This window comes from Halosimplex carlsbadense 2-9-1 (assembly GCF_000337455.1).
GTDB classification, from domain to species: Archaea; Halobacteriota; Halobacteria; order Halobacteriales; family Haloarculaceae; genus Halosimplex; species Halosimplex carlsbadense.
On sequence record NZ_AOIU01000023.1, the window covers coordinates 165,794 to 185,700 of the forward strand.

At 69.1% G+C, this 19,907-nt stretch carries 26 protein-coding genes; 17 read left to right on the plus strand and 9 right to left on the minus strand.

Going from position 1 to position 19,907, the window contains the following annotated elements; genetic code table 11:
* Nucleotides 1-8 precede the first annotated feature (8 nt).
* Nucleotides 9-887, minus strand: coding sequence for a hypothetical protein (locus tag C475_RS09800; protein ID WP_006883664.1), 879 nt, complete (start codon nt 885-887; stop codon nt 9-11).
* A 147-nt stretch (nt 888-1,034) separates the two neighbouring features.
* Between C475_RS09800 and C475_RS09805 the strand changes: the two genes are divergently transcribed.
* The 3 genes from C475_RS09805 to C475_RS09815 all read left to right on the plus strand — a co-directional run bounded on the left by C475_RS09805 (nt 1,035) and on the right by C475_RS09815 (nt 3,304).
* Nucleotides 1,035-1,628, plus strand: a complete 594-nt coding sequence (locus tag C475_RS09805) for a DUF6663 family protein (RefSeq protein ID WP_006883665.1) — start codon at nt 1,035-1,037, stop codon at nt 1,626-1,628.
* Nucleotides 1,629-1,710: 82 nt separating this feature from the next.
* Nucleotides 1,711-2,865, plus strand: a complete 1,155-nt coding sequence (locus C475_RS09810) for an SPFH domain-containing protein (protein WP_006883666.1) — start codon at nt 1,711-1,713, stop codon at nt 2,863-2,865.
* A 49-nt stretch (nt 2,866-2,914) separates the two neighbouring features.
* The gene (locus C475_RS09815; protein ID WP_006883667.1) at nt 2,915-3,304 is read left to right on the plus strand and encodes a hypothetical protein; all 390 of its coding nucleotides are present in this window, start codon (nt 2,915-2,917) and stop codon (nt 3,302-3,304) included.
* A 16-nt stretch (nt 3,305-3,320) separates the two neighbouring features.
* On the opposite strand, the gene C475_RS09820 is transcribed toward C475_RS09815, so the two are convergent.
* Together C475_RS09820 and C475_RS09825 are read right to left on the minus strand one after the other, a co-directional pair.
* Nucleotides 3,321-4,295, minus strand: a complete 975-nt coding sequence (locus C475_RS09820) for a D-2-hydroxyacid dehydrogenase (RefSeq protein ID WP_006883668.1) — start codon at nt 4,293-4,295, stop codon at nt 3,321-3,323.
* A gap of 43 nt (nt 4,296-4,338) precedes the next feature.
* Entirely contained in the window at nt 4,339-4,839 is a 501-nt protein-coding gene (locus tag C475_RS09825) for a DUF7321 family protein (protein ID WP_006883669.1), read from the minus strand.
* A gap of 148 nt (nt 4,840-4,987) precedes the next feature.
* On the opposite strand from C475_RS09825, the gene C475_RS09830 reads away from it, so the two are divergent.
* The 11 genes from C475_RS09830 to C475_RS09880 all read left to right on the plus strand — a co-directional run bounded on the left by C475_RS09830 (nt 4,988) and on the right by C475_RS09880 (nt 12,377).
* A complete protein-coding gene (locus C475_RS09830) occupies nt 4,988-5,383 on the plus strand; it encodes an ArsR/SmtB family transcription factor (RefSeq protein WP_006883670.1) in 396 nt (131 codons plus the stop codon).
* A complete protein-coding gene (locus tag C475_RS09835; protein WP_006883671.1) occupies nt 5,380-5,865 on the plus strand; it encodes a low molecular weight phosphatase family protein in 486 nt (161 codons plus the stop codon). The genes C475_RS09830 and C475_RS09835 overlap by 4 nt, the downstream gene beginning before the upstream one ends.
* Nucleotides 5,862-6,959 (plus strand): hypothetical protein, encoded by a 1,098-nt coding sequence (locus C475_RS09840; protein ID WP_006883672.1) that lies wholly within the window; start codon nt 5,862-5,864, stop codon nt 6,957-6,959. Before C475_RS09835 ends, C475_RS09840 begins: the two co-directional genes overlap by 4 nt.
* A gap of 99 nt (nt 6,960-7,058) precedes the next feature.
* On the plus strand, nt 7,059-7,976 hold the full coding sequence (locus C475_RS09845) for a DUF7319 domain-containing protein (protein WP_006883673.1): 918 nt from the start codon (nt 7,059-7,061) through the stop codon (nt 7,974-7,976).
* Between the two features lie 172 nt (nt 7,977-8,148).
* Nucleotides 8,149-8,817 (plus strand): plastocyanin/azurin family copper-binding protein, encoded by a 669-nt coding sequence (locus C475_RS09850; RefSeq protein WP_006883674.1) that lies wholly within the window; start codon nt 8,149-8,151, stop codon nt 8,815-8,817.
* Complete coding sequence (locus C475_RS09855) at nt 8,817-9,206, plus strand: DUF7318 family protein (protein ID WP_006883675.1); 390 nt, start codon at nt 8,817-8,819, stop codon at nt 9,204-9,206. The genes C475_RS09850 and C475_RS09855 overlap by 1 nt, the downstream gene beginning before the upstream one ends.
* A gap of 2 nt (nt 9,207-9,208) precedes the next feature.
* A complete protein-coding gene (locus C475_RS09860; RefSeq protein WP_006883676.1) occupies nt 9,209-10,090 on the plus strand; it encodes a Rieske 2Fe-2S domain-containing protein in 882 nt (293 codons plus the stop codon).
* Between the two features lie 2 nt (nt 10,091-10,092).
* Nucleotides 10,093-10,896 (plus strand): cytochrome b, encoded by an 804-nt coding sequence (locus tag C475_RS09865; RefSeq protein ID WP_006883677.1) that lies wholly within the window; start codon nt 10,093-10,095, stop codon nt 10,894-10,896.
* Nucleotides 10,897-10,900: 4 nt separating this feature from the next.
* Nucleotides 10,901-11,662: a cytochrome b family protein gene (locus tag C475_RS09870; protein ID WP_006883678.1), complete on the plus strand. Its 762-nt coding sequence runs from the start codon at nt 10,901-10,903 to the stop codon at nt 11,660-11,662.
* A 183-nt stretch (nt 11,663-11,845) separates the two neighbouring features.
* On the plus strand, nt 11,846-12,112 hold the full coding sequence (locus C475_RS22820; protein WP_085946097.1) for a DUF7315 family membrane protein: 267 nt from the start codon (nt 11,846-11,848) through the stop codon (nt 12,110-12,112).
* Nucleotides 12,105-12,377, plus strand: a complete 273-nt coding sequence (locus tag C475_RS09880; protein WP_006883680.1) for a DUF7314 family protein — start codon at nt 12,105-12,107, stop codon at nt 12,375-12,377. The genes C475_RS22820 and C475_RS09880 overlap by 8 nt, the downstream gene beginning before the upstream one ends.
* Nucleotides 12,378-12,832: 455 nt before the next feature.
* Here the strand turns inward: C475_RS09880 and C475_RS09885 are convergent, their stop codons facing one another.
* Nucleotides 12,833-13,282 carry a DUF7313 family protein gene (locus C475_RS09885; RefSeq protein ID WP_006883681.1) on the minus strand — a complete coding sequence of 150 codons (450 nt, stop codon included), beginning with the start codon at nt 13,280-13,282 and terminating at the stop codon, nt 12,833-12,835.
* Between the two features lie 127 nt (nt 13,283-13,409).
* On the minus strand, nt 13,410-14,153 hold the full coding sequence (locus C475_RS09890; protein WP_006883682.1) for an NAD(+)/NADH kinase: 744 nt from the start codon (nt 14,151-14,153) through the stop codon (nt 13,410-13,412).
* Between the two features lie 147 nt (nt 14,154-14,300).
* Between C475_RS09890 and C475_RS09895 the strand changes: the two genes are divergently transcribed.
* Together C475_RS09895 and C475_RS09900 are read left to right on the plus strand one after the other, a co-directional pair.
* The gene (locus C475_RS09895; protein ID WP_006883683.1) at nt 14,301-15,041 is read left to right on the plus strand and encodes a halocyanin domain-containing protein; all 741 of its coding nucleotides are present in this window, start codon (nt 14,301-14,303) and stop codon (nt 15,039-15,041) included.
* A gap of 129 nt (nt 15,042-15,170) precedes the next feature.
* Nucleotides 15,171-15,830: a plastocyanin/azurin family copper-binding protein gene (locus C475_RS09900; protein ID WP_006883684.1), complete on the plus strand. Its 660-nt coding sequence runs from the start codon at nt 15,171-15,173 to the stop codon at nt 15,828-15,830.
* Between the two features lie 31 nt (nt 15,831-15,861).
* Here the strand turns inward: C475_RS09900 and C475_RS09905 are convergent, their stop codons facing one another.
* The 3 genes from C475_RS09905 to C475_RS09915 form a co-directional block, all read right to left on the minus strand.
* Entirely contained in the window at nt 15,862-16,392 is a 531-nt protein-coding gene (locus C475_RS09905) for an SRPBCC family protein (protein ID WP_006883685.1), read from the minus strand.
* A gap of 85 nt (nt 16,393-16,477) precedes the next feature.
* Complete coding sequence (locus C475_RS09910) at nt 16,478-16,942, minus strand: DUF5518 domain-containing protein (protein ID WP_006883686.1); 465 nt, start codon at nt 16,940-16,942, stop codon at nt 16,478-16,480.
* A gap of 96 nt (nt 16,943-17,038) precedes the next feature.
* Nucleotides 17,039-17,458, minus strand: coding sequence for a universal stress protein (locus tag C475_RS09915; RefSeq protein WP_006883687.1), 420 nt, complete (start codon nt 17,456-17,458; stop codon nt 17,039-17,041).
* A 120-nt stretch (nt 17,459-17,578) separates the two neighbouring features.
* Here C475_RS09915 and trpB point away from each other — a divergent pair, with 120 nt between their 5' ends.
* On the plus strand, nt 17,579-18,736 hold the full coding sequence (gene trpB / locus C475_RS09920) for a tryptophan synthase subunit beta (protein WP_006883688.1): 1,158 nt from the start codon (nt 17,579-17,581) through the stop codon (nt 18,734-18,736).
* A gap of 26 nt (nt 18,737-18,762) precedes the next feature.
* Here trpB and C475_RS09925 read toward each other — a convergent pair whose 3' ends face one another.
* Nucleotides 18,763-19,824, minus strand: coding sequence for a M48 family metalloprotease (locus C475_RS09925; protein ID WP_006883689.1), 1,062 nt, complete (start codon nt 19,822-19,824; stop codon nt 18,763-18,765).
* Nucleotides 19,825-19,907 lie beyond the last annotated feature (83 nt).

Below are 19,907 nucleotides of genomic sequence, written 5' to 3' on the forward strand. Positions count from 1 at the left end.
CGTCGCGGTCACCACTCGGCGTAGGTGACGTACTCGCTCTCGTCGTATTCGAGGAGCCAGGTCCCGTAGAACTCGTCGACCGAGAGGGCCTCGTGGTCGCGGATGCGGTCGATCACCGACTGAAACGCGTCGTCGTCCTCGAAGTAGCCGCCCTCGATCGCCTGGTCGACGACCGCGCGCTCGGCCTCCGAGAGGCCGTCGAGCGCGAACAGGTACCGCTCGCGGATCCCCGCGGCGTACGCCTCGACGGTGGGGGCCACCTCGGACACCTCGTACCGGTACGTGGTCTCCTCGGCCGTCCGGCTATCGACTTCGACGCGGTATCGGTCGTCGCCCTCGACGAGGATGTCGTACTCCTGGTCGGGGACCAGCACCGACTCGTCACCCACCTCCTCGGCCGAGCCGTACTCGACGCCGATGTCGTAGCCCTCGCCGTCGGGCGGGTTCTCGTCAGAGAGCGCGGATTCGAGCCGCTGGCGGTCGGCCTCCGGGAGGTTCTCGACCGCGATATCTCCGCGTTCGGCCGTCGGATCGGCCGGATCGAAGTCGATCCGGACATCGTACACCGTCACCTCGCCGCTGCCGACGCGCGTGGCCGAGACCTCGTAGAACGCGTCGTCGACGCGGACGGCCTCGGCGCGGTCGAACAGCTCGCGGCGGCCGGTCCGCGTCGCCGAGCCGTTCTCGCGGGCCGTCCGGACGACGGCGTACGCCTCGGACCCGGACTCGGCGGTCGTCGACAGCTCGTCGGCGATAGTCTCGGACGACGCCGCCTGCAAGTCGAGGACTACGGCGGGGTGTCCGCAGCCGGCGACGGCCGCGACACCGCCGACCGCGAGCGCGGAGAGCAGCCGTCGGCGAGACGGGTTCGCGACTGTCTCGTCCATCTACGAGCCGATCCATGTGGGGCGCACGTAAATACGGCTGTGAGTCAAACCGGGATTTGAGTGTCTTCGGTCGGACGCGGGAAGCGCTCGCGCGCGCCGTCGAGTGGAAACGACGGACGTTATGCCGCCTGAACCCGTACCACGGGTATGGACGAGGGGACCTATCGCGTGTTGCCCGGCGGCGACGAGGAGACGTGGCGCTTTTTCGACCGCGACACCTACGAGACGGTCGCCGTCCCCCGCGAGGGACACGACGCGCCCGTCGACGACCTGCAACCGGGCTACCTCGTCGACGCCGGACTCGACTGGGGGTCGGAGGAGCCCGCCGTCCGGACGCTCTCGGTGCAGCGCCCCACGCTCTACACCTACGTCGCCGACGCCGACCCGGTTTTCGAGGTCGCCGAGAGCCTCTGGGAGGAGACCCGCGCCGCTGGCGACGGCATGAACGCCACCCAGACATACAACACCGACAACAGCGTCAACGGCGTCTGTTACGTCTTCGCCGACTCGGGCCAGCCCGCTATCTACGACGAGTTCCGGTCGGGCGCCCGCCCGATCGAACCGCTGGTCGACCGGGTCAACGACGGCCCCGACGAACCGCGAGCGCGGGAGGTGTTCGTCCTCGACCCCGTCGACGGCGCGTTCACCGTCGTCACGATCACCCTCTCGAAGGGCGGTCGCTTCGCCGAGACGATGCGGGAGACCTACGAGCGCGACCACCCCGACGAGCCGCTGGCGTGAGCGCATTCTCTCCCCTCCGCCCGTGAAGTGACGACCGCGCTCGGTGCAACATCTTATCAGTCTGCAACGCGCTAGCATACGTATGAGTGTCCCGTCCGTCGTGGCCGCCCTCACTGGCTCGGCCACACCGCCTCTCCAGTTACTTCCGGACATCTCGCCGCTGACGATAGTCGGGGGACTGCTCCTCCTGATCGCCATCGCCGCGGTGTACTCGGCGGTCGAGATCGTCGAGGCCTACGAGAAGGAGGCGCTGACGGTCTTCGGCGAGTACCGCAAACTGCTGGAGCCGGGGATCCACGTGATCCCGCCGTTCGTGAGCCGGACGTACCCCTTCGACATGCGGACCCAGACGATCGACGTGCCCCAGCAGGAGGCGATCACCCGGGACAACTCCCCGGTCACCGCCGACGCCGTCGTCTACATCAAGGTGATGGACGCCAAGAAGGCGTTCCTGCAGGTCGAGGAGTACAAACGCGCCGTCTCGAACCTCGCCCAGACGACGCTGCGGGCGGTGCTGGGCGACATGGAACTGGACGACACGCTCTCCCGACGGGAACAGATCAACGCGCGCATCCGCGAGGAACTGGACGAACCCACCGACGAGTGGGGCATCCGCGTCGAGAGCGTCGAGGTCCGCGAAGTCAACCCCGCCGCCGGGGTCAAACAGGCGATGGAGCAACAGACCTCCGCAGAGCGCAAGCGTCGGGCGATGATCCTCGAAGCGCAGGGCGAACGCCGGTCGGCCATCGAACAGGCCCAGGGTGCGAAACAGTCCGACATCGTCCGCGCCCAGGGGTCGAAACAGTCGCAGATCCTCGAAGCGCAGGGTGACGCGATCTCGACCGTGCTGCGAGCCAAATCCGCCGAATCGATGGGCGAGCGCGCTATCATCGACAAGGGGATGGAGACCCTCGAAAACATCGGNCAGGGCGAGTCGACGACGTTCGTCATGCCCCAGGAACTCACCTCGCTGGTGGGGCGGTACGGCAAGCACCTCTCGGGCAGCGACGTCAACGGGATGGCGGGCGCCGACGGCGACGGCGAACTCGACAGCCTCAACTTCGACGCCGAGACGCGCGAACTCATCGGTCTCGACAACATCGCCGAGATCATCGGGGAGATAGACGAGGAGGCGCAGGTGGATATCGACGCGATGGAGCAGGAGGCCCAGGCGGTCAAGGAGGGCGAAGGGCTGGACACCGACGGCGGCGAACGGATCGGCGAACCGGAGTCGTAGCGGCCGACTCGCCTGAAGGTTTATCCCGCGCGCGAACCACCGCCGGAGTATGGTCTCCAGAGACACGACCGTCCACCTGACGGTCGTCACGCTCGCTCTCGCCGGCCTGGCCGCGCTGACGCGGCTTCCGTCCGAGCCCGCGGTGACAGCCGTCGCACTCGTCGGCTACAACGGCGCAGTCCTCGCCGGCGCGCACCTGTATCTCGCCTGGCGTGGCGAGGACGGCCTCGTCCCGGTCGCCTCGCGCTGGCGGTTCGTCGCCGCCGTCGCGGCCGTCCTGACGCTGGCCGCCCTCGCCGTCCTCACCGACCCCGTCTCGCTCGGACCGGTCACCTCCGACGCGGTACTCGGCGGCGCCGGCGCCGCCGTCGCGCTCGGGTATCTGGTCGTCGAAGCCCGCGACGGCTACCGTGAATCGACAGCCGAAAACGGACTCTGATCCGCGTTCGCCGACCTCAGACGACCTGGTTCGGCAGCTCCGTCCACTCGCCGCGCTGCTCGGCGGTGTCGACGGCCTCGGTGACGATGTCGGCCAGTCGCTGGAAGTAGTTCGGCGTGTGGCCGGCGTTGTGCGGCGTGATCAGGACGTTCTCGAAGGTCCACAGCTCGTGGTCCTCCGGGAGCGGCTCGGGGTCGGTCACGTCCAGGGCGGCGCCGCGGATCGAGTTCGACCGGAGGGCGTCGACCAGGTCGCCGGTGTGGACAACGCCGCCGCGGGCGGCGTTGACGAGGACGGCGTCGGTCGGCATCGTCTCGAACACCGCGCCGTCGATCAGGTGTTCGGTCGCGTCGGTCAGCGGGCAGGCCAGCACGACGTAGGCCGCGTCGGCGACCGCTTCGGCGATGTCGTCGTAGCCGTACACCTCGTCGGTCGGCCCGCCTTTTTCCGGGGTGTAGCGCACGCCGACGGTATCGACGTCGAAGCCGCCGAGGCGCTGGACGACGGACTCGCCGATGGGTCCCATCCCGACGACCGCGACCGTGGCTCCGGCGAGTTCGTGGGTGCGGTGCGAGCGCCACTCCCGGCGGCGCTGGCGACGGCGCGATTCGAGGAACTCGCGTGTGAAGGTGAGGATCGCGCCGAGGGCGTACTCGCCGACGTTCGGGCCGTGGACGCCGGAGGCGTTGGTGACGGCGACGCCGCGCTCGCGGAACGCGTCGAGGGGCAGGTGGTCCACGCCGGCGAACGAGCACGCGAACAGCTCCAGGTTCTCGGCGCGTTCGAGGTCGTCCTCGTCGATGGAGAAGCCGGCGACGACGCGGGCGTGGGGGAGCAGTTCCCGCTCCTCGTCCGGCGTCGCGGCGTAGCCCACGTCACGGTCGGGCAGGCGCTCGCGCAGTGCCTCGACGTACTCGCTCGGCGGGATGCCGTGGATGTTCTGTCGCAACACGAGCACTTCGGGCGCGTCGGCGGTCGAGTCGGCTGTCATACCCGCGCATTCTGCGGCTGTGGGCAAAAAACCGTCCGTCGCGTCAGACCCCGATGAACTCGAGCACGTCGTAGCGGAGGACGTACCGGGCCAGCCCCGCTCCGTAGGCGAGCATCCAGAAGATGACGTAGCCGAACACGCCGATCCGGAGGCGGCTGCGCCAGTGGCTCATCCGCTCGCCGCCGATCTCGTCGAGCAGCACGTCTTCGTCGTAGTCGTTGTACAGGTCGTGGCGGCGCTTGGCGCTGAATATCCTGACGATCCCGGTGAACCCGAACGCGAGCAGGGCGTAGGCCTGGGCGCCGAGGAACGCGTGGACCATCGCGAAGCTCCCGAACTGGTCGAGCAGTCGCGGCGCCATCCAGACCAGCATCGGGACGGTCGTCAGCACCAGCCCCGTGACCACGAACTTGAGGTGGTGCATCAGCACCGACCAGGTGACCGGCTCTGTCTCGATGATGTACCAGGCGCCGTAGAGGAAACAGGGGAAACTCGCCGTCACGGCCACCAGTACGACCGTCGCGATCACCCTGTCCGTGACCATAATCGGTGCTTTCGGCCAGTCGCGCTAAAACGTGCCGAAAGCGCACCGCTCGCTCTCCCGCTTCGACGATCGAATCACGTCCGCAACCGAACGAGTTCGTCTCGCTCGTCCGGAATATCTATATGAACAGTTGTTCATCTATTCAACTATGTCGACCGACTCGACGCGACTGCGGCGATTGCTCGCCGAGGAACTGGAGGACTGCTGCGACGCCGACGTGGCGGCGCGCATCGACGAACTGGAGGCGCTGGCGGCGGCGACGCCGACGGACCGGGAGCGGGACCTGGCGGCGCTGTCGACGCTCTCGGACGGGACGCGCCACGACATCGTCCGCTACCTCGCGGCGGCCGACGGGGAGCTGTGCGTCTGCGAGCTGTCGCCGCTGGTGGACGTGAGCGACAGCGCGATCAGCCACGCGCTCTCGGACCTACGCGACGCGGGGCTGGTCACCCGGCGGAAGGAGGGGACCTGGCGGCACTACGACGCGACCGACCGGGCCGAGCGGCTGCTCGACGCGCTCGACGACACGCGGGGTGACCGATGAGCGACGGGACCGACGGCTCCGGGGCCGTTCCCGGCGAAGGCGACACCGTCCGGATCGCGCTGATGTGCGTCCAGAACGCGGGCCGCAGTCAGATGGCGACGGCGTTCGCCGAGCGCGAACGCGAGCGCCGTGGGCTGAGCGACCGCGTCGAGATCTTGACCGGCGGCACCGACCCTGCCAACGAGGTCCACCCCGTCGTCGTCGACGCGATGGCCGAGGTCGGTATCGACATCGCCGATCGGGAACCGCGGGCGATCACGACCGAGGAGATGGCGACCTGCGACTACGTGGCGACGATGGGCTGTTCGACGCTGGAACTGGATCCCGCCGCGGGCGTGGACGTGCGCGACTGGGCGCTGGACGATCCGCATGGACAGGACCTCGACGCGGTCCGGGAGATCCGCGCGACCGTCGAGTCCAGCGTCGTCGCACTGTTCGACGAGTTCTCTGACCCGGCGGACGACCGGCAGTCCCAGGAATGACGCTGGCGGATCTCGTCGCCGTGGAGCTACTGGTCGCGGCGTTCGCCGGCGGCGCGTTCGGCGCGGCCGTAGGCGCCTTGCCCTCGTTCTCGCTGGCGGGTCTGGTCGTGGTCGTCGGCGAACTGTACGCGATGGGCGTCCGGTCGCTGGGCGGGGCGGTCCCGGTCGACGTGACCGGAAGCGTCGCGTTTGGGGCCGTCCTCGGACCCCACGTCGCCTTCGGCGGGGGCGCCGCGGCGGTGGCCTACGCCTCCCGTCGGGGATATCTGAACTCGGCGGGCGACGCCCACGACGCGAAGGACGTGACCCGCGGGCTCGGGAGCCGACCGGACGTGCTGGCGGTCGGCGGGGCGTTCGGCGTCGTCGGCTACTGGGTCGCGACGCTGGCCGGGTCGCTGTCGCTCCCGGTCGACCCGGTCGCGCTGGGCGTCGTCGTCTCGGCGCTCGCCCACCGGGTCGTTCTCGGCTACAGCGTCGTGGGCGCGCCGGCGAGCCGACTGTTCGACATGTCGCCCTTCGAGCGCGACCGGGGCGACGAATCGGTCGGCGCCGACGGCGGGCCGTCCGTCGAAACGGACGGCGGACGTGACGCGGCCGCCGGGGCGTCGACGGCCCGGAGCGTCGACCCGTGGCTCCCCTACCAGTTCCGGTGGGGGGAGGTCGCGAGCCTCGGTGCGGTCGTCGGCGTCCTCTCGGCGTACACCGCCTACCTGACCGGGAGCGCCTTTCTCGCGTTCGGGATCACGGTGGCGGTACTGTTCCTGCTCTGTGCCGGGGTCGCCGAGATTCCGGTCACCCACCACATGGCGCTCCCGGCGAGCACGGCGGTGGTCGCGCTGGCCGGCGTCTCCGGCGGCGTGCCCGCACCCGGTGTCGTCGCCGAGTCGGTCTCGCTCGGCGTCGCGCTCGCGGTCGGTGGGGCGTTCGGCGTCCTCGGCGGACTGGTCGGTGAGGTCGCACAGCGGGTCTTCTACGCGCACGCGGGGACGCACCTCGACCCGCCGGCGGCGAGCATCGTCGTCACCTCCGGCGTCATCGGCGCGCTGGCGATCGCGGGCGTCCTGCCGGCCGCGGCCTGGGTGCCGACGCCCTGAGTCGCGGCCGGGCGCCGAGTCGGTGACTTCGGGCGGGGGTCGACGGTCTCGGGCCGCCGGGTCGGGGCGCTTTTACCCCTCGGGAACCGAGTTCCGACAATGAGCGACGCCGCCGACGAACGGGTCGACGGGGCCGGAGAGGCCGAGGAGGCGTCGGGTGCCGACGGTGACGTGACCGGCGACGACGCCGAGTCCATCGAGGCGCTGCGCGAGCGCGTCGAGGCCGAGTACGACTTCGACGATTTCGGCCCGGCCGAGATGGCGTCGATGTCCGCCGACGAGTGGGAGGCCGTCTTCGACGCGGAGTCGTGGATCACCGGCCAGGAGCTACTCGACCGCGTCGAGGCCGACCTCAAGCGGCGGGTCGCCGAGCGCGAGGTGTTCGCGCGGGTCGAGCGCCGCGACGACCGCCTGGTGGCCTACTCCGACGAGGGGTACGCCACCGTCCGCGCCGACGGCTCCGTCGAGGGGCACGGGACCGTGCTCCGCGACGTGAAACCGACCGTCGCGCTCGCGTCGATGGAGTCGTACGACGTGCCCGAGGCCCCGCCCGAAGACCTGCTGCCCGAGCCCCAGGAGGTCCCCGAGGGCAGCGGCGAGCTCGGCAACACGATGCTGCAGGTCATCGCCGGGATCCAGGTGCTCGCCGGTCTGGTGCTGGTCGGCGGCTGGCTCGTCTTCTTCCTGGGGGTGGTCTCGCCGCCCGGCGGCGGGTCCGTGCGCTCGCTGAACGTCATCGCGATGCTGCTCGGGGGCTTCGTCTTCCTCGCGGTCGGCGTGTTGCTGTTCGGCGTCGTCGCCAACGCGCGCCTGTCGGACAAGTTCCGCGCCGAGGAGTACCGAAACCGACTGCGTGCGGTAGAGCTCGAACCGGGCGAGCGGCCGGACTTCCTGCCCGACGAGGAGTCCTCCGCGGGCGCGGCGGGCATCCCCGGCGAGGCCTCCGAGGGGTTGCCGGGCGAGGGCGGGGACGAGCGGCCGTCCGAGAGCGGGGACGGCGAGCCCGAGCGCTCGTGATCGGGCCGGCGGCGAGCCCTGTCGAGGGCTGCAGGGGTCGTCGCACGCCGGCGGGGTCGGCCCAACGACGGGCCGAATATTTCCGGCCGTGACGAACGGTACAGGGGTCTAATCGCGCGCCTGCGAGGGTATTCGGTGGGTTTATACAAATTCGGTACCGACCATCGTTTGTATGAACAGACGGGACTTTCTGCGGACCGCCGGTGGCGCCGCGGGCGGTGCGTCCGCCGTCGCCGCGGGGGCCGGAACGGCCGCTGCCCAGGAACACGGCGGTGGTGGTGGCGGCGGGAGCGTCCAGCCCGTGTGGCCGTCGTACGTCAGCGACGCGAACGGCCCCGGTTACGAGGATCTGCGCGGCCAGTCGGAGGTGACCATCGAGGTCGGCGTCGGTTCGAGCGGCTTCGGGTACGGTCCGACGACCACCTGGATCGACCCCGGGACGACGGTCATCTTCGAGTTCGTCGAGCCGAGTCACAACGTCAAGCCCAACAGCCAGCCCGACGGCGGCGGACTCGCCGGCACGGAAGGCGGCGAGTTCGCGACGATTCCCGCGGGCGAGACCTACGAGGCCACGCTGGAGACCAACGGTATGTACACCTACTACTGTGGTCCCCACGAAGGACAGGGCATGAAAGGCGCTATCGCCGTCGGCGGCGACGTCGAGACGGAAGAGGTCGGCGGCGGCGGACAGACGCCGCTCAACCCCGAGCACATGGGCGTCCCCTTCCACCCCCACTACGTCGGCATCTCGACGATCGTGATGATGGTCGTGTCGCTGCTGTTCACCTTCTTCCTGCTGAAGTACGGTGAATCGCCCAACGCCAAGGGGGGGAACAACTGATGTCTTCCTCCGGATCGACCTACGGTGACATCCACCGATACGAGCCCGCCCGCGAGAGTACGGCGGCCGCGGTCGCGCTGGTCCTGCTGACGATCGTCGAGGTCGTCTTCGTCGGGCTGTTCACGTTCGGGCTCGTGAACGGCTGGGGGTACAGCCCGCTCGGGAATATGTATCTGGGCGGTATCCTCGCGATCATCTTCGTCGACCTGGCCTTCATCCTGATGGTCTACCGCAAGGAGTTCCTGCCGGACGTGATGATCGTCAAGAAACGGCGCCGCAAGTGGGAGGACCTGTACATCCGCGAGGAGGACGTCGACGGGACGTCGTTCGCGGAGGGCGACCCGCTGGAGAGCGTGAAACGAGCTGTCTACCCCTACTACAAACGATAACAATGCCACTGGACGAAGACAAGTATCCGGGCGAGACGGGCCGACGCCGCTTCGTGAAAGGCGTCGTCGGCAGCGCCGCGCTTGCGAGCGTGGGCACCGGCGGCGCGGCCGCCGTGAACACGGTCACATCCGCGGCGGGCGGCGGCGGTGGCCCGACACAGTACATGGCCATCGAGAACACGGACGGCCCCGCGCCGCGCGGGATGCCGATCGTCCCCGTCGAAGTGAACGACTCGGGCGAGCTCCAGGGGATCTTCCCCGAGGCGAGTACCGAGACGGTCCAGGGCGTCCAGCGGACCGTCGCGGAGATGGATCTGGGCGGGACGACCTACTCCTCACAGTGGTTCCAGTACTGCGGACTCGAAGGCTACCAGGGCGTCACGCCAGGGGTCGAAGCGGACAACTACATGCGCGCGTCGGCGAGCCCGCCGCCCGCCTACGAGTGGCAGCAGGATGTCGATGGCGACACCATCCTCACCGTCGACATGTTCGACGACTACGAGGAGTGGGGCAACGGCATCGGGCAGGCAGGCCTCGGCAAGCCCGCGAGCGCCACGTGGCGCTCGCAGGCAGAGGGCGCGAAGACGCTCCCGGTGCAGGTGCTGCGCTCGCCGGAGGTTTCGAAGATGGCCAACGGCGAAGGCGAGTACAGCGACCTGCCGAGCAACGTCCGGAGCTTCATCGACGCGGCGACCGACCAGGACTTCATGGCCTGGATCAACAAGTGTACCCACTTCTGCTGTGTCCCCGGGTACAAGCAGCTGGCGGGGAGCGCGAACTTCAACGGCGAGAACGCGGTGTACTGCCAGTGTCACCAGTCGATCTACGACCCGTTCAGCCCGACGCAGGTACAGTTCGTCGCACGACCGCGGCCGGATAGCTAACAATGAGTCTCGAACGCAAAGACGAACACGACCACGACGGCTGGATGGAGAGCCGTGACCTCACGGCCATCGAAGAGATCTACCTCACGGTGTTGCTGTGGCTCGACCGGCGACTACGCATCGTCGACTATCTGGAGATCCTTGAGAACATGTACTACAAGGTCAACTTCCAGATGCCCAAGAGCCACACCGAGCAGTACAACCTGGACAACAAGTTCTGGTACTGGTACCCCCTCTACGCGCTGGGATCGTTCTCGACGATCGCGTACGTCGTCGCGGCGATATCGGGCGCGTTACTCGGGTTCTACTACGCGCCGGGCGCCGGGGCCTCCAACGGGACGCCCGCGCTCGCGTACAACTCCATCACCTTCATCATGACCGAGCTGAACTTCGGGTTCTTCCTCCGGTCGCTACACCGGTGGTCGGCGCAGGTGATGGTCGCGGCCGTGTTCCTCCACATGCTGCGTGTGTACTTCACGGGCGCGTACAAGGAGCCCCGGGAACTCAACTGGATCATCGGCATCGTGCTCATCTCGCTGACGATGGTCTTCGGGTACACGGGCTACCTGCTCCCGTGGGACCAGCTGGCCTTCTGGGCCGGCCAGATCGGCGTCGAGATGAGCCTCTCGATACCACTGATCGGCGAGTGGGTGGCCCAGCTGCTGTTCGGCGGGTTCACCCTGAGCCAGTCGACGGTCCAGCGGATGTACATCCTGCACGTGTTCGTGCTCCCGTTCGTCACGACCGGGATCATCGCCGTGCACATCGGCATCGTCTGGATGCAGGGCATCGCGGAACCCCACTGATACAATGAGCGACAACGACAACAGCGAGGAAGTTCGCACCGACGGCACGGGTATCGTCCCGCCGGACGACGAGACCCCGACCTGGAGCGAGCGCAAGGCGCGCAAGCAGGGGCTCGCCCGGCTGACCTACGAGTACTTCGAGCGGTCCCGTCGAGAGGACCAGGACCTGCGCCAGCAGTCCAGTTACGTCGAGCGTGACGTGCTCGCGTTCCCGACGTGGCCCCACGAGATGATCCGCAACCTCGCGCTGACGAGCTTCTTCGTCGGCATGATCATCTTCCTCTCGGCGGCGCTGCCGCCCCACATCGGCCCGCCGGCCGACTCCTCGTCGACGCCGGCGATCATCCTGCCTGACTGGTACCTCTACTGGTCGTTCGGCCTGCTGAAACTCGGCCCGCTCAACCCCGACATCAGTCTGCTGGGCGGCCAGAAGCTGATGGCCGACCGCACCTACGGCGTCCTCGCCAACCTGGTCGTCGTCGGCTTCGTCGCCATCGTGCCCTTCCTCAACAAGGGGAGCGCCCGCCGACCCGTCGAGCAGCCGTTCTGGTCGGCCGTCGGCGTCAGCGGCGTCGTCTTCGCGTTCACGGTCGCCGCGCTGTCGGTCAAGAACCTCATCCCGATGGACTCCCACCTCATCTTCGACCTGACGTTCCTCCTGCCGGTCCTGGCGGCGTTCCTCAGTTACGCCGTCCTCCGGACGATGCGGGAGGGGTACATGTTCAACCTCAACCGCCGGTACTACCGCCTGCGGCCACCGAAGTAGATGGTCTCCGACCCGTCCCGCTCCGGCGGCCCGGCCGACGCGACCGCCGACGGGACGGACGGTGCCGATTCTCACGGATCCACCGCCGATTCAGCCGCTGATTCCGCATCCCCTACCGACGAGACCGCCGTCGAACCGGCCGCCGATAGCGAAGACGAGCAGGCGGACGCGCGCGGACGCGACGTGGTCGTCCCCGACGCGGTGTACAAGCGGGTGACGGTGTTTTCGACGCTGTTCGCCGTGGCGGCGGTCGTCGGCGGGTTCCTGTTGCTCGACGTGGCGACCGACAGGGCGACCGCGGAGTTGTCGGAGGTTCAGCCGCTCGTCGCGCTGGCGGGGCTGGGGCTGATCGTCGTCGGTGCGGTCACGTACGCGTTCTCGACGCGCTTTCGGGCCGACGGAATGGGAAACGCTAAAGACGAAACCGACGAAACATCGGATAATGGCTGACGAATTCGCGAAAGGGATGGCGGTCTTCTCGGCCGCGGGGCTGGCGTGGCTGACCCTCGCCGGCTGGTACCGCACGCCCAGCTTCGAAGGGAGCGGCGTCCAGCTTGTCGCCCCGGTCGAGGGCGTCAACACCGTCTACGGGGAACTCGGCGTCGCGATCATGGACGTGATGGCGTGGTTCGCAGTCTTCGGCGCGCTGACCTTCTGGGTGATCATCCCCGCCGTCGAAGAGCTCCGGAGCGCCTACGCCGAGCGCTCGAACTGACCGCAGCCGGTTTTTCTACTTCGGTCTCTCGCCGCGTAGTGGCATCTCTCCCCGTAGTTCGTTGGGTGTGCCTGTCCACTTTTTACGGAAGGAGGTTTCCTCGCTCGGCCTGCGGCCTCGCTGCGGGAACCCCCGTCCGCAAAAACTTGGGGAAAAACCGCCGGACGGCTCGCTCACTTCGTTCGCTCGCGTCCGGTGAACCGCCTCGCTCCCGGTGGTCGCTCGGCGGATGCTCGCATCATACCTCCATCGCCTACACTGAACGGCTGGAACCAGTCGTCCGGGATTCTCGTGCGCGGACGCCCTCCCGGTTCCTCGCACGACAGTCCGTGAGAGAGCGGAGCAAACGAGAGCGTCCTGGAGCCTGTTCCGACGTGAGTACTGCCTGGGTTGTTGCGGGAGTTGGTCCCGCTGGTCGCCGGAGACGACCGAAAAAGCCGAAGTGAAAGACGGCCCTACAGGAACTGGCCGAGGGGGCCGTAGAAGAACGTGACATAGGCGACGTACGTCAGTGCGACGAGGGAAGCGCCGATAGCGGCCTTGGGGCGCTCGACGTCGATCTCCCGGCGGACCTCGACCTTGCGGGACTCGAACTCGAAGATGTCCGTCATGAGCACGAAGATGGCGATGACGGCGGTGACCATGCCGGCGTGGTGGTGGACGGTGAGGAAGTAGAACGACCCGACCACGAGCGCGACGTTGGTGAAGACGTGGAAGGGGTGCCGCGAGAGTTCGTCGGCGTCGCCGCTCTCGGCCTGGGAGAGGTGGCGTCGATGCGCCAGCGCGCGCGCCGCGATGTTCAGGACCACGAGACCGAGGAGCACCGCCTCGATGACGAGCACTTCCTCGGTGATGTGGCTGTCGAGGACCGCGTCGACCGGTCCGAACAGCTCGTATGCAACCATACCCGATGGATCGGTCCGTCGCCCATTAGAGCTTTTCCAATCCAGCGCGGTCTCGTTCCCGTTTCGACGGTCGAACTGGCTCGTGCGAGCGATATCGTCGCCGGTCTGAGCCGCATATCGGCGCCGGTCAGGCGGGCGGGAACGGCGACCGGCCAGCCGCGACCAGGGCGAGGGACACCGAGCCCGCAGGGGCGACGTGGACAGCCTCGTGGGGCTCGACGGGCCCGACGACCCTGTCGTCGGCCAGCAGGTGGACGGTGGTCTCGTCGCGTTCGACGGAGACGCTGAGGCCCGCCGGCGGGAGGACCCAGTGGTCGATGTCCGTCTCGAAGGGAGCGACCGGAACGACGGCGACGGCGTCGGTATCGGGAGTGAGGACCGGCCCGCCGGCGGCGCTCGCGTACCCGGACGACCCCGCCGGCGTGGCGACGACGACGCCGTCGGCGCGGAACCGCGCGACGCGGTCGTCGCCGCGTTCGACGGCATACTCGGATATCTGCGCGGGTTCGGCGCTGACCAGCATCAGGTCGAACAGGGCCGTCGCGCGGGTCCGGTCAGCGACGTGGACGTCGACGAGCGGATAGGGCACGCGCTCGTAGTCGCCGGCCACGAAGTCCGCGACGCCGGTGGCGACTTCCTCGCGCGGCAGCGAGCGAACGCCGGGACCGGCGGCGACGGGGAGGACGGGGGCGTCGGTGCCGGTGCGCGCGACCGCGAGCAGCGCGGGCTCGCCGACGGCGACGACGGCGTCGCTGTCTTCGACCACGCGTTTGGCCGTCCCCGCGGTCGCCCGGGCGCCGGCGGACTCGACGGCGGCGACCACCGCGTCGGCGTCGGCGCCCACGACGCCGACCACCGGACTGTCGCTCATCACCGGAGCGTGGCGGTGACTCGGCAAAAAGGCACCGCACCGCGGGCGCGAGGGTCGTGTCGCGGTCCGGCGGAACCACCGCCCGATGGCGGACGCGGTTGGCGTTGCAAGCCGCGGATTCAGGCGAGCCGGGACCGTACCCGGGGTATGACCCGAGAGACGACGCGGCGCGGGTTCGTAACCGGAGTCGTCGGCGCGGGGGCTGCCGGAGCGGCGGTCACCCCCGCGGCTGCACAGGAGACCGAAACCGACGGCGGTGGCACGCCGACCGGCGGGGGCACGGCTTCGGGCGATGGGACTGCGGCGGGCGGGGGGACGGCTACAGGTGACGGAGCGGCGACGGGCGGTGGCGGGGGCGGCCAGCCGGACTTCGGCGACTGGTTCGAGGACGTGGGCAACTACAACGGCGAGGTCGTCGATCTGCGGGGCGAGGGGCAACCGGAAGTTCAGGTCGGGACCGAAGCCAACGGCGGGGCGTTCGGGTTCGGGCCGCCGGCCGTCCACGTCGAGAACGGCGCGACGGTCTCCTGGACCTGGACCGGGGAGGGGTGTCCGCACAACGTTGTCGAACAGGAGGAGGTGTTCGACTCCGGAGAGCCGGGCTGTGAGGAGGTGAGCCCCTTCGAGCACACCTTCGAGGAGGACGGCATCTACCGGTACATCTGCGAACCGCACCTCCAGCTCGGGATGAAGGGGGCAGTCGTCGTCGGGACCGACTACCCGACGGTCGACACCGGCGGCGGCGGGGGCGGTCCCGGCCTCCCGACGGTGCCCGATTCGGCGCTCAGCCTCGGCGTCGCGACCGGGTTCGCGATGGCGGCGACGCTCGGGCTGGCGTACCTCTTCATCAAGTACGGCGGGGACTACGGCGAGTTCGACGAAGCCTGAACGGGCGGTTTCCACGGGATAGTGGACCGAAGCGGCCGATCGCGGGGCACGAACTGGGCCAGCGGGATATCGCCGTCGGCTCGGCGTCGTTCCGGTGGATTCACTACGGGCGGGTCCATACGGCCGGACATGAGCGACCAGAGCGCGGACGTGTCACGGCGGGCGTTCCTGCGCGCCGGTGCAGGCGCCACAGCAGTCGCGGCCGGTGCGGGCACCGCGGCCGCCCAGGAAGAGGGCGGCGGGGGCGGCGGCAACGTCAAGGCGGTCTTCCCCTCCTACGTCAGCGACGCCAACGGTCCCGGGTACGAGGACATGCGCGGCAGCTCCGAAGTGACCGTCGAGGTCGGCGCCGGCTCCGGCGGCTTCGCGTTCGCCCCGACCAACATCTGGGTCGACGCCGGGACGACCGTCGTCTTCGAGTTCGTCGCACCGAGTCACAACGTCAAGCCCAACACCCAGCCCGACGGCGGCGGCCTGGCCGGCACCGAGGGCGGCCAGTTCGCCACCATCCCCGAGGGCGAAACGTACGAGGTGACGCTGGAGACCGGCGGGATGTACACGTACAACTGTGCGCCCCACGAGGGCCAGGGCATGAAGGGCGCCATCGCCGTCGGCGGCGACGTCGAGACGGAGGAACTAGACACGGGCGGCGGCGGGAGCACTCGGCCGCAGGTCCCCGACGCGGCGAAGTCGCTCGGCATCGCGACCGGGTTCGGCATGGCGGCGACGCTCGGGCTGGGGTACTTCTTCATCAAGTACGGCGGCGACTACGGCGAGTACGACGAGTAAGCGGTCGCGGCGCTCTCCGTTCGTGGTCGGGTCAGATGGCGTCCGGACGCGTGTGAACCGTCAGGTCCACCTCGCGGGGCTGGCCCTCGATGTCGGCGACGATGCGCTCGACGACCCGTTCGGCTTCCTTCTGGATCAGCGGTTTGACCTTCTCGACGACCCACGACAGCGAGACGAACCGCGGCAGATCGATACTACCGGCGTTGACGGAGCCGGGGTCGTACTCGATGCGCAGCGAGACGCGCGAGGCCACCTCGACGCCCTCGGGGGCCTCCTCGGTGGCGTCCTCGACGCGCCAGTGACCGTCGGCGTCGATGTTCTTGATGACCTGCCAGTCGAGACGGTTCGGTGGGTCGGCGCCGACCACCTTCGTGTGGGCGGTGTAGGTGAGCTTCCACCAGGAAAATCGGAGCGCGTAGCGCGTACCGGGCGAGCCGTCGCCGTCGCGGCGGACCTCCTCCAGGTACTCCGAGTAGTTCGCGTACCGCGGGAAATCGACGATGAAGTCGTACGCCTCCGCGGGCGGCACGTGGATGACCGTGCTGACCTCGACTTCGTCCACATCCGCTCTGGGGCCCGCTGGTACTAATAGCCTCGCCGATGGTCCTCGCTCGGACGGCGGGTCCAGGGAAATGGTCGGTCGTCAGTCAGGGCGCCGTCTCGGGGTCGACCTCGACGGTCGGGTCGACGGCCGAGCCGCGGTCGTCGAAGTCGTCCCCGTCGGTGCGCTCGCGGAGGTAGACGCCGAGGTAGCCACCGACGGCGCCGGTCCCGGCGACGAACGCCGCGGTGACGACGAGCGCGAACAGCGTGATCGCGCCGAGGACGACGAATCCCAGCGCCTCGCCGCCGGCGATGGCGCCGAGACCGAGGCCGCCGAACACCAGTCCTAACACCCCAAACACGGGGATCGCGGCGATGAGACCGGAGACCGCTCCGACCTTGGCACCGCCCATACGGGTCCCTTGCTGGAGATAGCCCGCGACGCCGCCGCCCAGTGCCGTGGCGAAGGGGATCCACGACAGCACCACCATCACGACTGCCCCGATCAGCGCGTTCACCCAGAAGTCACCCTCGCGGCGCTCGACGAACGAGTCGGTTTTCGTAGCCATAGTGATATATACGACCCATCACACGATAAAGCTATGCGTAGGATGTCCGTCCAGAGGGCTTGAAAGGCCGAATTTATCGAGTATCGGTATGCCGGGTCACCGCGTGACGGTCACCGGGACCGACGCCTTGTCGATGACGGTCTTGGCGACGCTGCCGACGCGGCGCCGCTCGGAGCTACCGCGGTGGCCGACGAAGATCGCGTCGACGCCGGCGTTGTCGGCGTAGGTCGTGATCGCTTCGGCCGGTCGGCCGGTCAGCAGGTGCGTCTCGACCGTGATGCCGTCGCGGTCGGCGACTACGTCGGCCGTCTCGGCCGCCGCGTCGAGGATCTCCTCGGCGTGGTCGACCGCGTCCTCTTCGCCCGGCAGGACGATGTCGCCGTCGACCAGTTTCGTCTCGGGGGTCAACACGTGGACGACGTCCAGATCCGCGTCCCAGACGCTCGCTTCGCGGGCGGCACGTTCGACGGCCGTATCGCTGACTGTCGATCCGTCGGTGGCGACCAGATAGCGCATACCCGACGGTTCGCGGTCGACAGTATAACCGCTCCCGGCCGTTCCCTCTCGCTGGGAACGGGAGCGCGAGCGACCGTGTGCCCGATAGACCTATTATCGAGTGCGTGGACAGGGGACGCTATGAGCGACAGCGAGGAGTTCGGCGAGTTCGGCGGTCGACACGTCCCGGAACCGATGCAGGAACCGCTGGCCCAGCTGGCCGAGGCCTTCGAGTCGGTGGCAGGGACCGAGGAGTTCCGCGCGGAACTGCGGGCGCTCCTCGAGGAGTTCGCCGGGCGGCCGACGCCGATCTACCACGCTGAGAACCTCAGCGAGCGCTACGGTGCGGAGATCTACCTCAAGCGCGAGGACCTCCTCCACGGCGGCGCGCACAAGATCAACAACGCGGTCGGCCAGGCCCTGCTCGCGGAGAAAGCGGGCAAGTCGCGGCTCATCGCCGAGACCGGCGCCGGCCAGCACGGCACGGCGACGGCGATGGTCGGCGCGCTGTTCGACATGGACACCGAGATCTACATGGGCGCCAAAGACGTCGAGCGCCAGCGGATGAACGTCTTCCGAATGCGCCTGATGGGCGCGGAGGTCAACGAAGTCGAACGCGAGGGCCAGGGCCTCTCCGAGGCGGTCGACGCCGCGCTGGAGGACTTCGTCGCGAACATCGACGACACGCACTACCTCGTCGGCTCCGTCGTGGGGCCGGACCCGTTCCCGCGGATGGTCCGGGAGTTCCAGTCGGTCATCGGTCGCGAGGCGCGCGAGCAGTTCCGCGAGCGGACGGGCGAACTCCCGGACGCCGCGGTCGCCTGCGTCGGCGGCGGGTCGAACGCGATCGGCCTGTTCCACGCCTTTCGCGACGACGACGTGGCCTTTTACGGCGGCGAGGGCGGCGGTGACGGCGGTGACTCCGACCGCCACGCCGCGCCGCTGGACGACGGCCACGAGGACGTGATCCACGGCATGAAGACCCGCGTCATCGACGACGACACGGAAGTCCACTCCGTCTCTGCGGGGCTGGACTACCCCGGTGTCGGCCCCGAACACGCCATGTTCCGTGAGATGGGGCGCGCCGAGTACCGGGGAATCACCGACGACGAGGCGCTGGCCGCGTTCCGCGCGCTCAGCGAGGAGGAAGGGATCATCCCGGCGTTGGAGACGGCACACGGGCTGGCGATGGCCAAGCGGGTCGCCGAGGAGACCGACCACGAGACCATACTCGTCAATCTCAGCGGCCGCGGCGACAAGGACATGGAGACCGCCGCCGAGCAGTTCGACCTGTCGTAGGTGTTTGGAGAACCGCAGTCCCGCCGTTACTGCCGGTCGATCAGCTCGCGGAGCCGTGCGACCCGCTCGTCAGTGGGCGGGTGCGAACGCGTCTCGACGTGGAACTCGTCGGGGTCGGCCGCCTCGCTGGCGAACCCCGCAGGGAGCAGACAGAGGCCGCGCACCTCGTCGTAGGCGAGCCGCTTGTCCGTCGCCGGAGCTTCGGTCGTCTCGCCGTCGAGGGTCGCGAGCGCGTCCGCGAGGGCGGCGGGGTCGCCCGAGAGCCGGCCGGCCGCTCGGTCGGCGGCGAACTCGCGGTAGTGGGACAGCCGACGGGCGGCGACGGTCGTCGCGACCGCGAACGCGCCCAGGGCGACGCCGCCGACGACGACTGCGGCGACGAGCCCGCCCGCGAATCCGAGCGCGTAGCCCGGGTCGAACGGACTCGTGGCCGTCGCGACGGCGCCGACGGCGTAGAGCGCGGCGAGCGCGGCGGCCCAGACGGCGCGGCTGCGCGCCCACGGGCCGAGGTGGTCGAGCGGCGAGTAGCGGTCGCCGGTCAGGGCGGGGAGAAAGGAGGCCAGCGTCATGACGGTCGCGTCGCGGTGCTGGAGGTGTGCGAGTTCGTGTGCGAGGACGGCGTCCAGACGGTCGCCGTCGAGCGTCGTCAGTAGGCCGGTGCTGACGACGACGGTCGGGGGGCCGGCGCCGTCGAGCGCGAAGCTGTTGGGCGTCTCGCTGTCGACGACGTAGCAGTCGGGCGTGGGGACGGCAGTCTGGGCGGCCAGGCGCGTCAGGCGGCGGTCGAGATCCGGGTAGGTCTGGGGGTGGGCCCGCTCGGCGTCGACCGCCGCGAGGGTCTCCCGACGGACGTAGCGCAGCTGCGCCCAGACGCTACCGGCGACGAGCGCGACGGCGAGCGGGAGCCACCACAGCGCGGCGACGGCGTCGGGGACGCCCGCCCCGTTCGCGACCCTGCGGACGGCGGTGCCGAGCCACGGGGCGACCAGCGTGACGACGACGCCGACGAACAGGGCGTTCGCGGCGACGACGACGGCCAGCGCCGCCGCCATCCGAACCGCGAGGCCGCGGTCGTTCCGGAGGGACACGCCGGCTCGTACTACCCGCCGGGTGAAAAGCTGTGTGGTAGCTGAACTGTATCTCGGGCAGAAAGGTTTTATCGTGGAGCGTC

Bases quoted from the DNA above. Each gene is read 5' to 3' on its own strand.
- C475_RS09800 (WP_006883664.1), bottom strand. From the start codon at position 887: ATGGACGAGACAGTCGCGAACCCGTCTCGCCGACGGCTGCTCTCCGCG.
- C475_RS09805 (WP_006883665.1), top strand. From the start codon at position 1,035: ATGGACGAGGGGACCTATCGCGTGTTGCCCGGCGGCGACGAGGAGACG.
- C475_RS09815 (WP_006883667.1), top strand. From the start codon at position 2,915: ATGGTCTCCAGAGACACGACCGTCCACCTGACGGTCGTCACGCTCGCT.
- C475_RS09820 (WP_006883668.1), bottom strand. From the start codon at position 4,295: ATGACAGCCGACTCGACCGCCGACGCGCCCGAAGTGCTCGTGTTGCGA.
- C475_RS09825 (WP_006883669.1), bottom strand. From the start codon at position 4,839: ATGGTCACGGACAGGGTGATCGCGACGGTCGTACTGGTGGCCGTGACG.
- C475_RS09830 (WP_006883670.1), top strand. From the start codon at position 4,988: ATGTCGACCGACTCGACGCGACTGCGGCGATTGCTCGCCGAGGAACTG.
- C475_RS09835 (WP_006883671.1), top strand. From the start codon at position 5,380: ATGAGCGACGGGACCGACGGCTCCGGGGCCGTTCCCGGCGAAGGCGAC.
- C475_RS09840 (WP_006883672.1), top strand. From the start codon at position 5,862: ATGACGCTGGCGGATCTCGTCGCCGTGGAGCTACTGGTCGCGGCGTTC.
- C475_RS09845 (WP_006883673.1), top strand. From the start codon at position 7,059: ATGAGCGACGCCGCCGACGAACGGGTCGACGGGGCCGGAGAGGCCGAG.
- C475_RS09850 (WP_006883674.1), top strand. From the start codon at position 8,149: ATGAACAGACGGGACTTTCTGCGGACCGCCGGTGGCGCCGCGGGCGGT.
- C475_RS09855 (WP_006883675.1), top strand. From the start codon at position 8,817: ATGTCTTCCTCCGGATCGACCTACGGTGACATCCACCGATACGAGCCC.
- C475_RS09860 (WP_006883676.1), top strand. From the start codon at position 9,209: ATGCCACTGGACGAAGACAAGTATCCGGGCGAGACGGGCCGACGCCGC.
- C475_RS09865 (WP_006883677.1), top strand. From the start codon at position 10,093: ATGAGTCTCGAACGCAAAGACGAACACGACCACGACGGCTGGATGGAG.
- C475_RS09870 (WP_006883678.1), top strand. From the start codon at position 10,901: ATGAGCGACAACGACAACAGCGAGGAAGTTCGCACCGACGGCACGGGT.
- C475_RS09880 (WP_006883680.1), top strand. From the start codon at position 12,105: ATGGCTGACGAATTCGCGAAAGGGATGGCGGTCTTCTCGGCCGCGGGG.
- C475_RS09885 (WP_006883681.1), bottom strand. From the start codon at position 13,282: ATGGTTGCATACGAGCTGTTCGGACCGGTCGACGCGGTCCTCGACAGC.
- C475_RS09890 (WP_006883682.1), bottom strand. From the start codon at position 14,153: ATGAGCGACAGTCCGGTGGTCGGCGTCGTGGGCGCCGACGCCGACGCG.
- C475_RS09895 (WP_006883683.1), top strand. From the start codon at position 14,301: ATGACCCGAGAGACGACGCGGCGCGGGTTCGTAACCGGAGTCGTCGGC.
- C475_RS09900 (WP_006883684.1), top strand. From the start codon at position 15,171: ATGAGCGACCAGAGCGCGGACGTGTCACGGCGGGCGTTCCTGCGCGCC.
- C475_RS09910 (WP_006883686.1), bottom strand. From the start codon at position 16,942: ATGGCTACGAAAACCGACTCGTTCGTCGAGCGCCGCGAGGGTGACTTC.
- C475_RS09915 (WP_006883687.1), bottom strand. From the start codon at position 17,458: ATGCGCTATCTGGTCGCCACCGACGGATCGACAGTCAGCGATACGGCC.
- trpB (WP_006883688.1), top strand. From the start codon at position 17,579: ATGAGCGACAGCGAGGAGTTCGGCGAGTTCGGCGGTCGACACGTCCCG.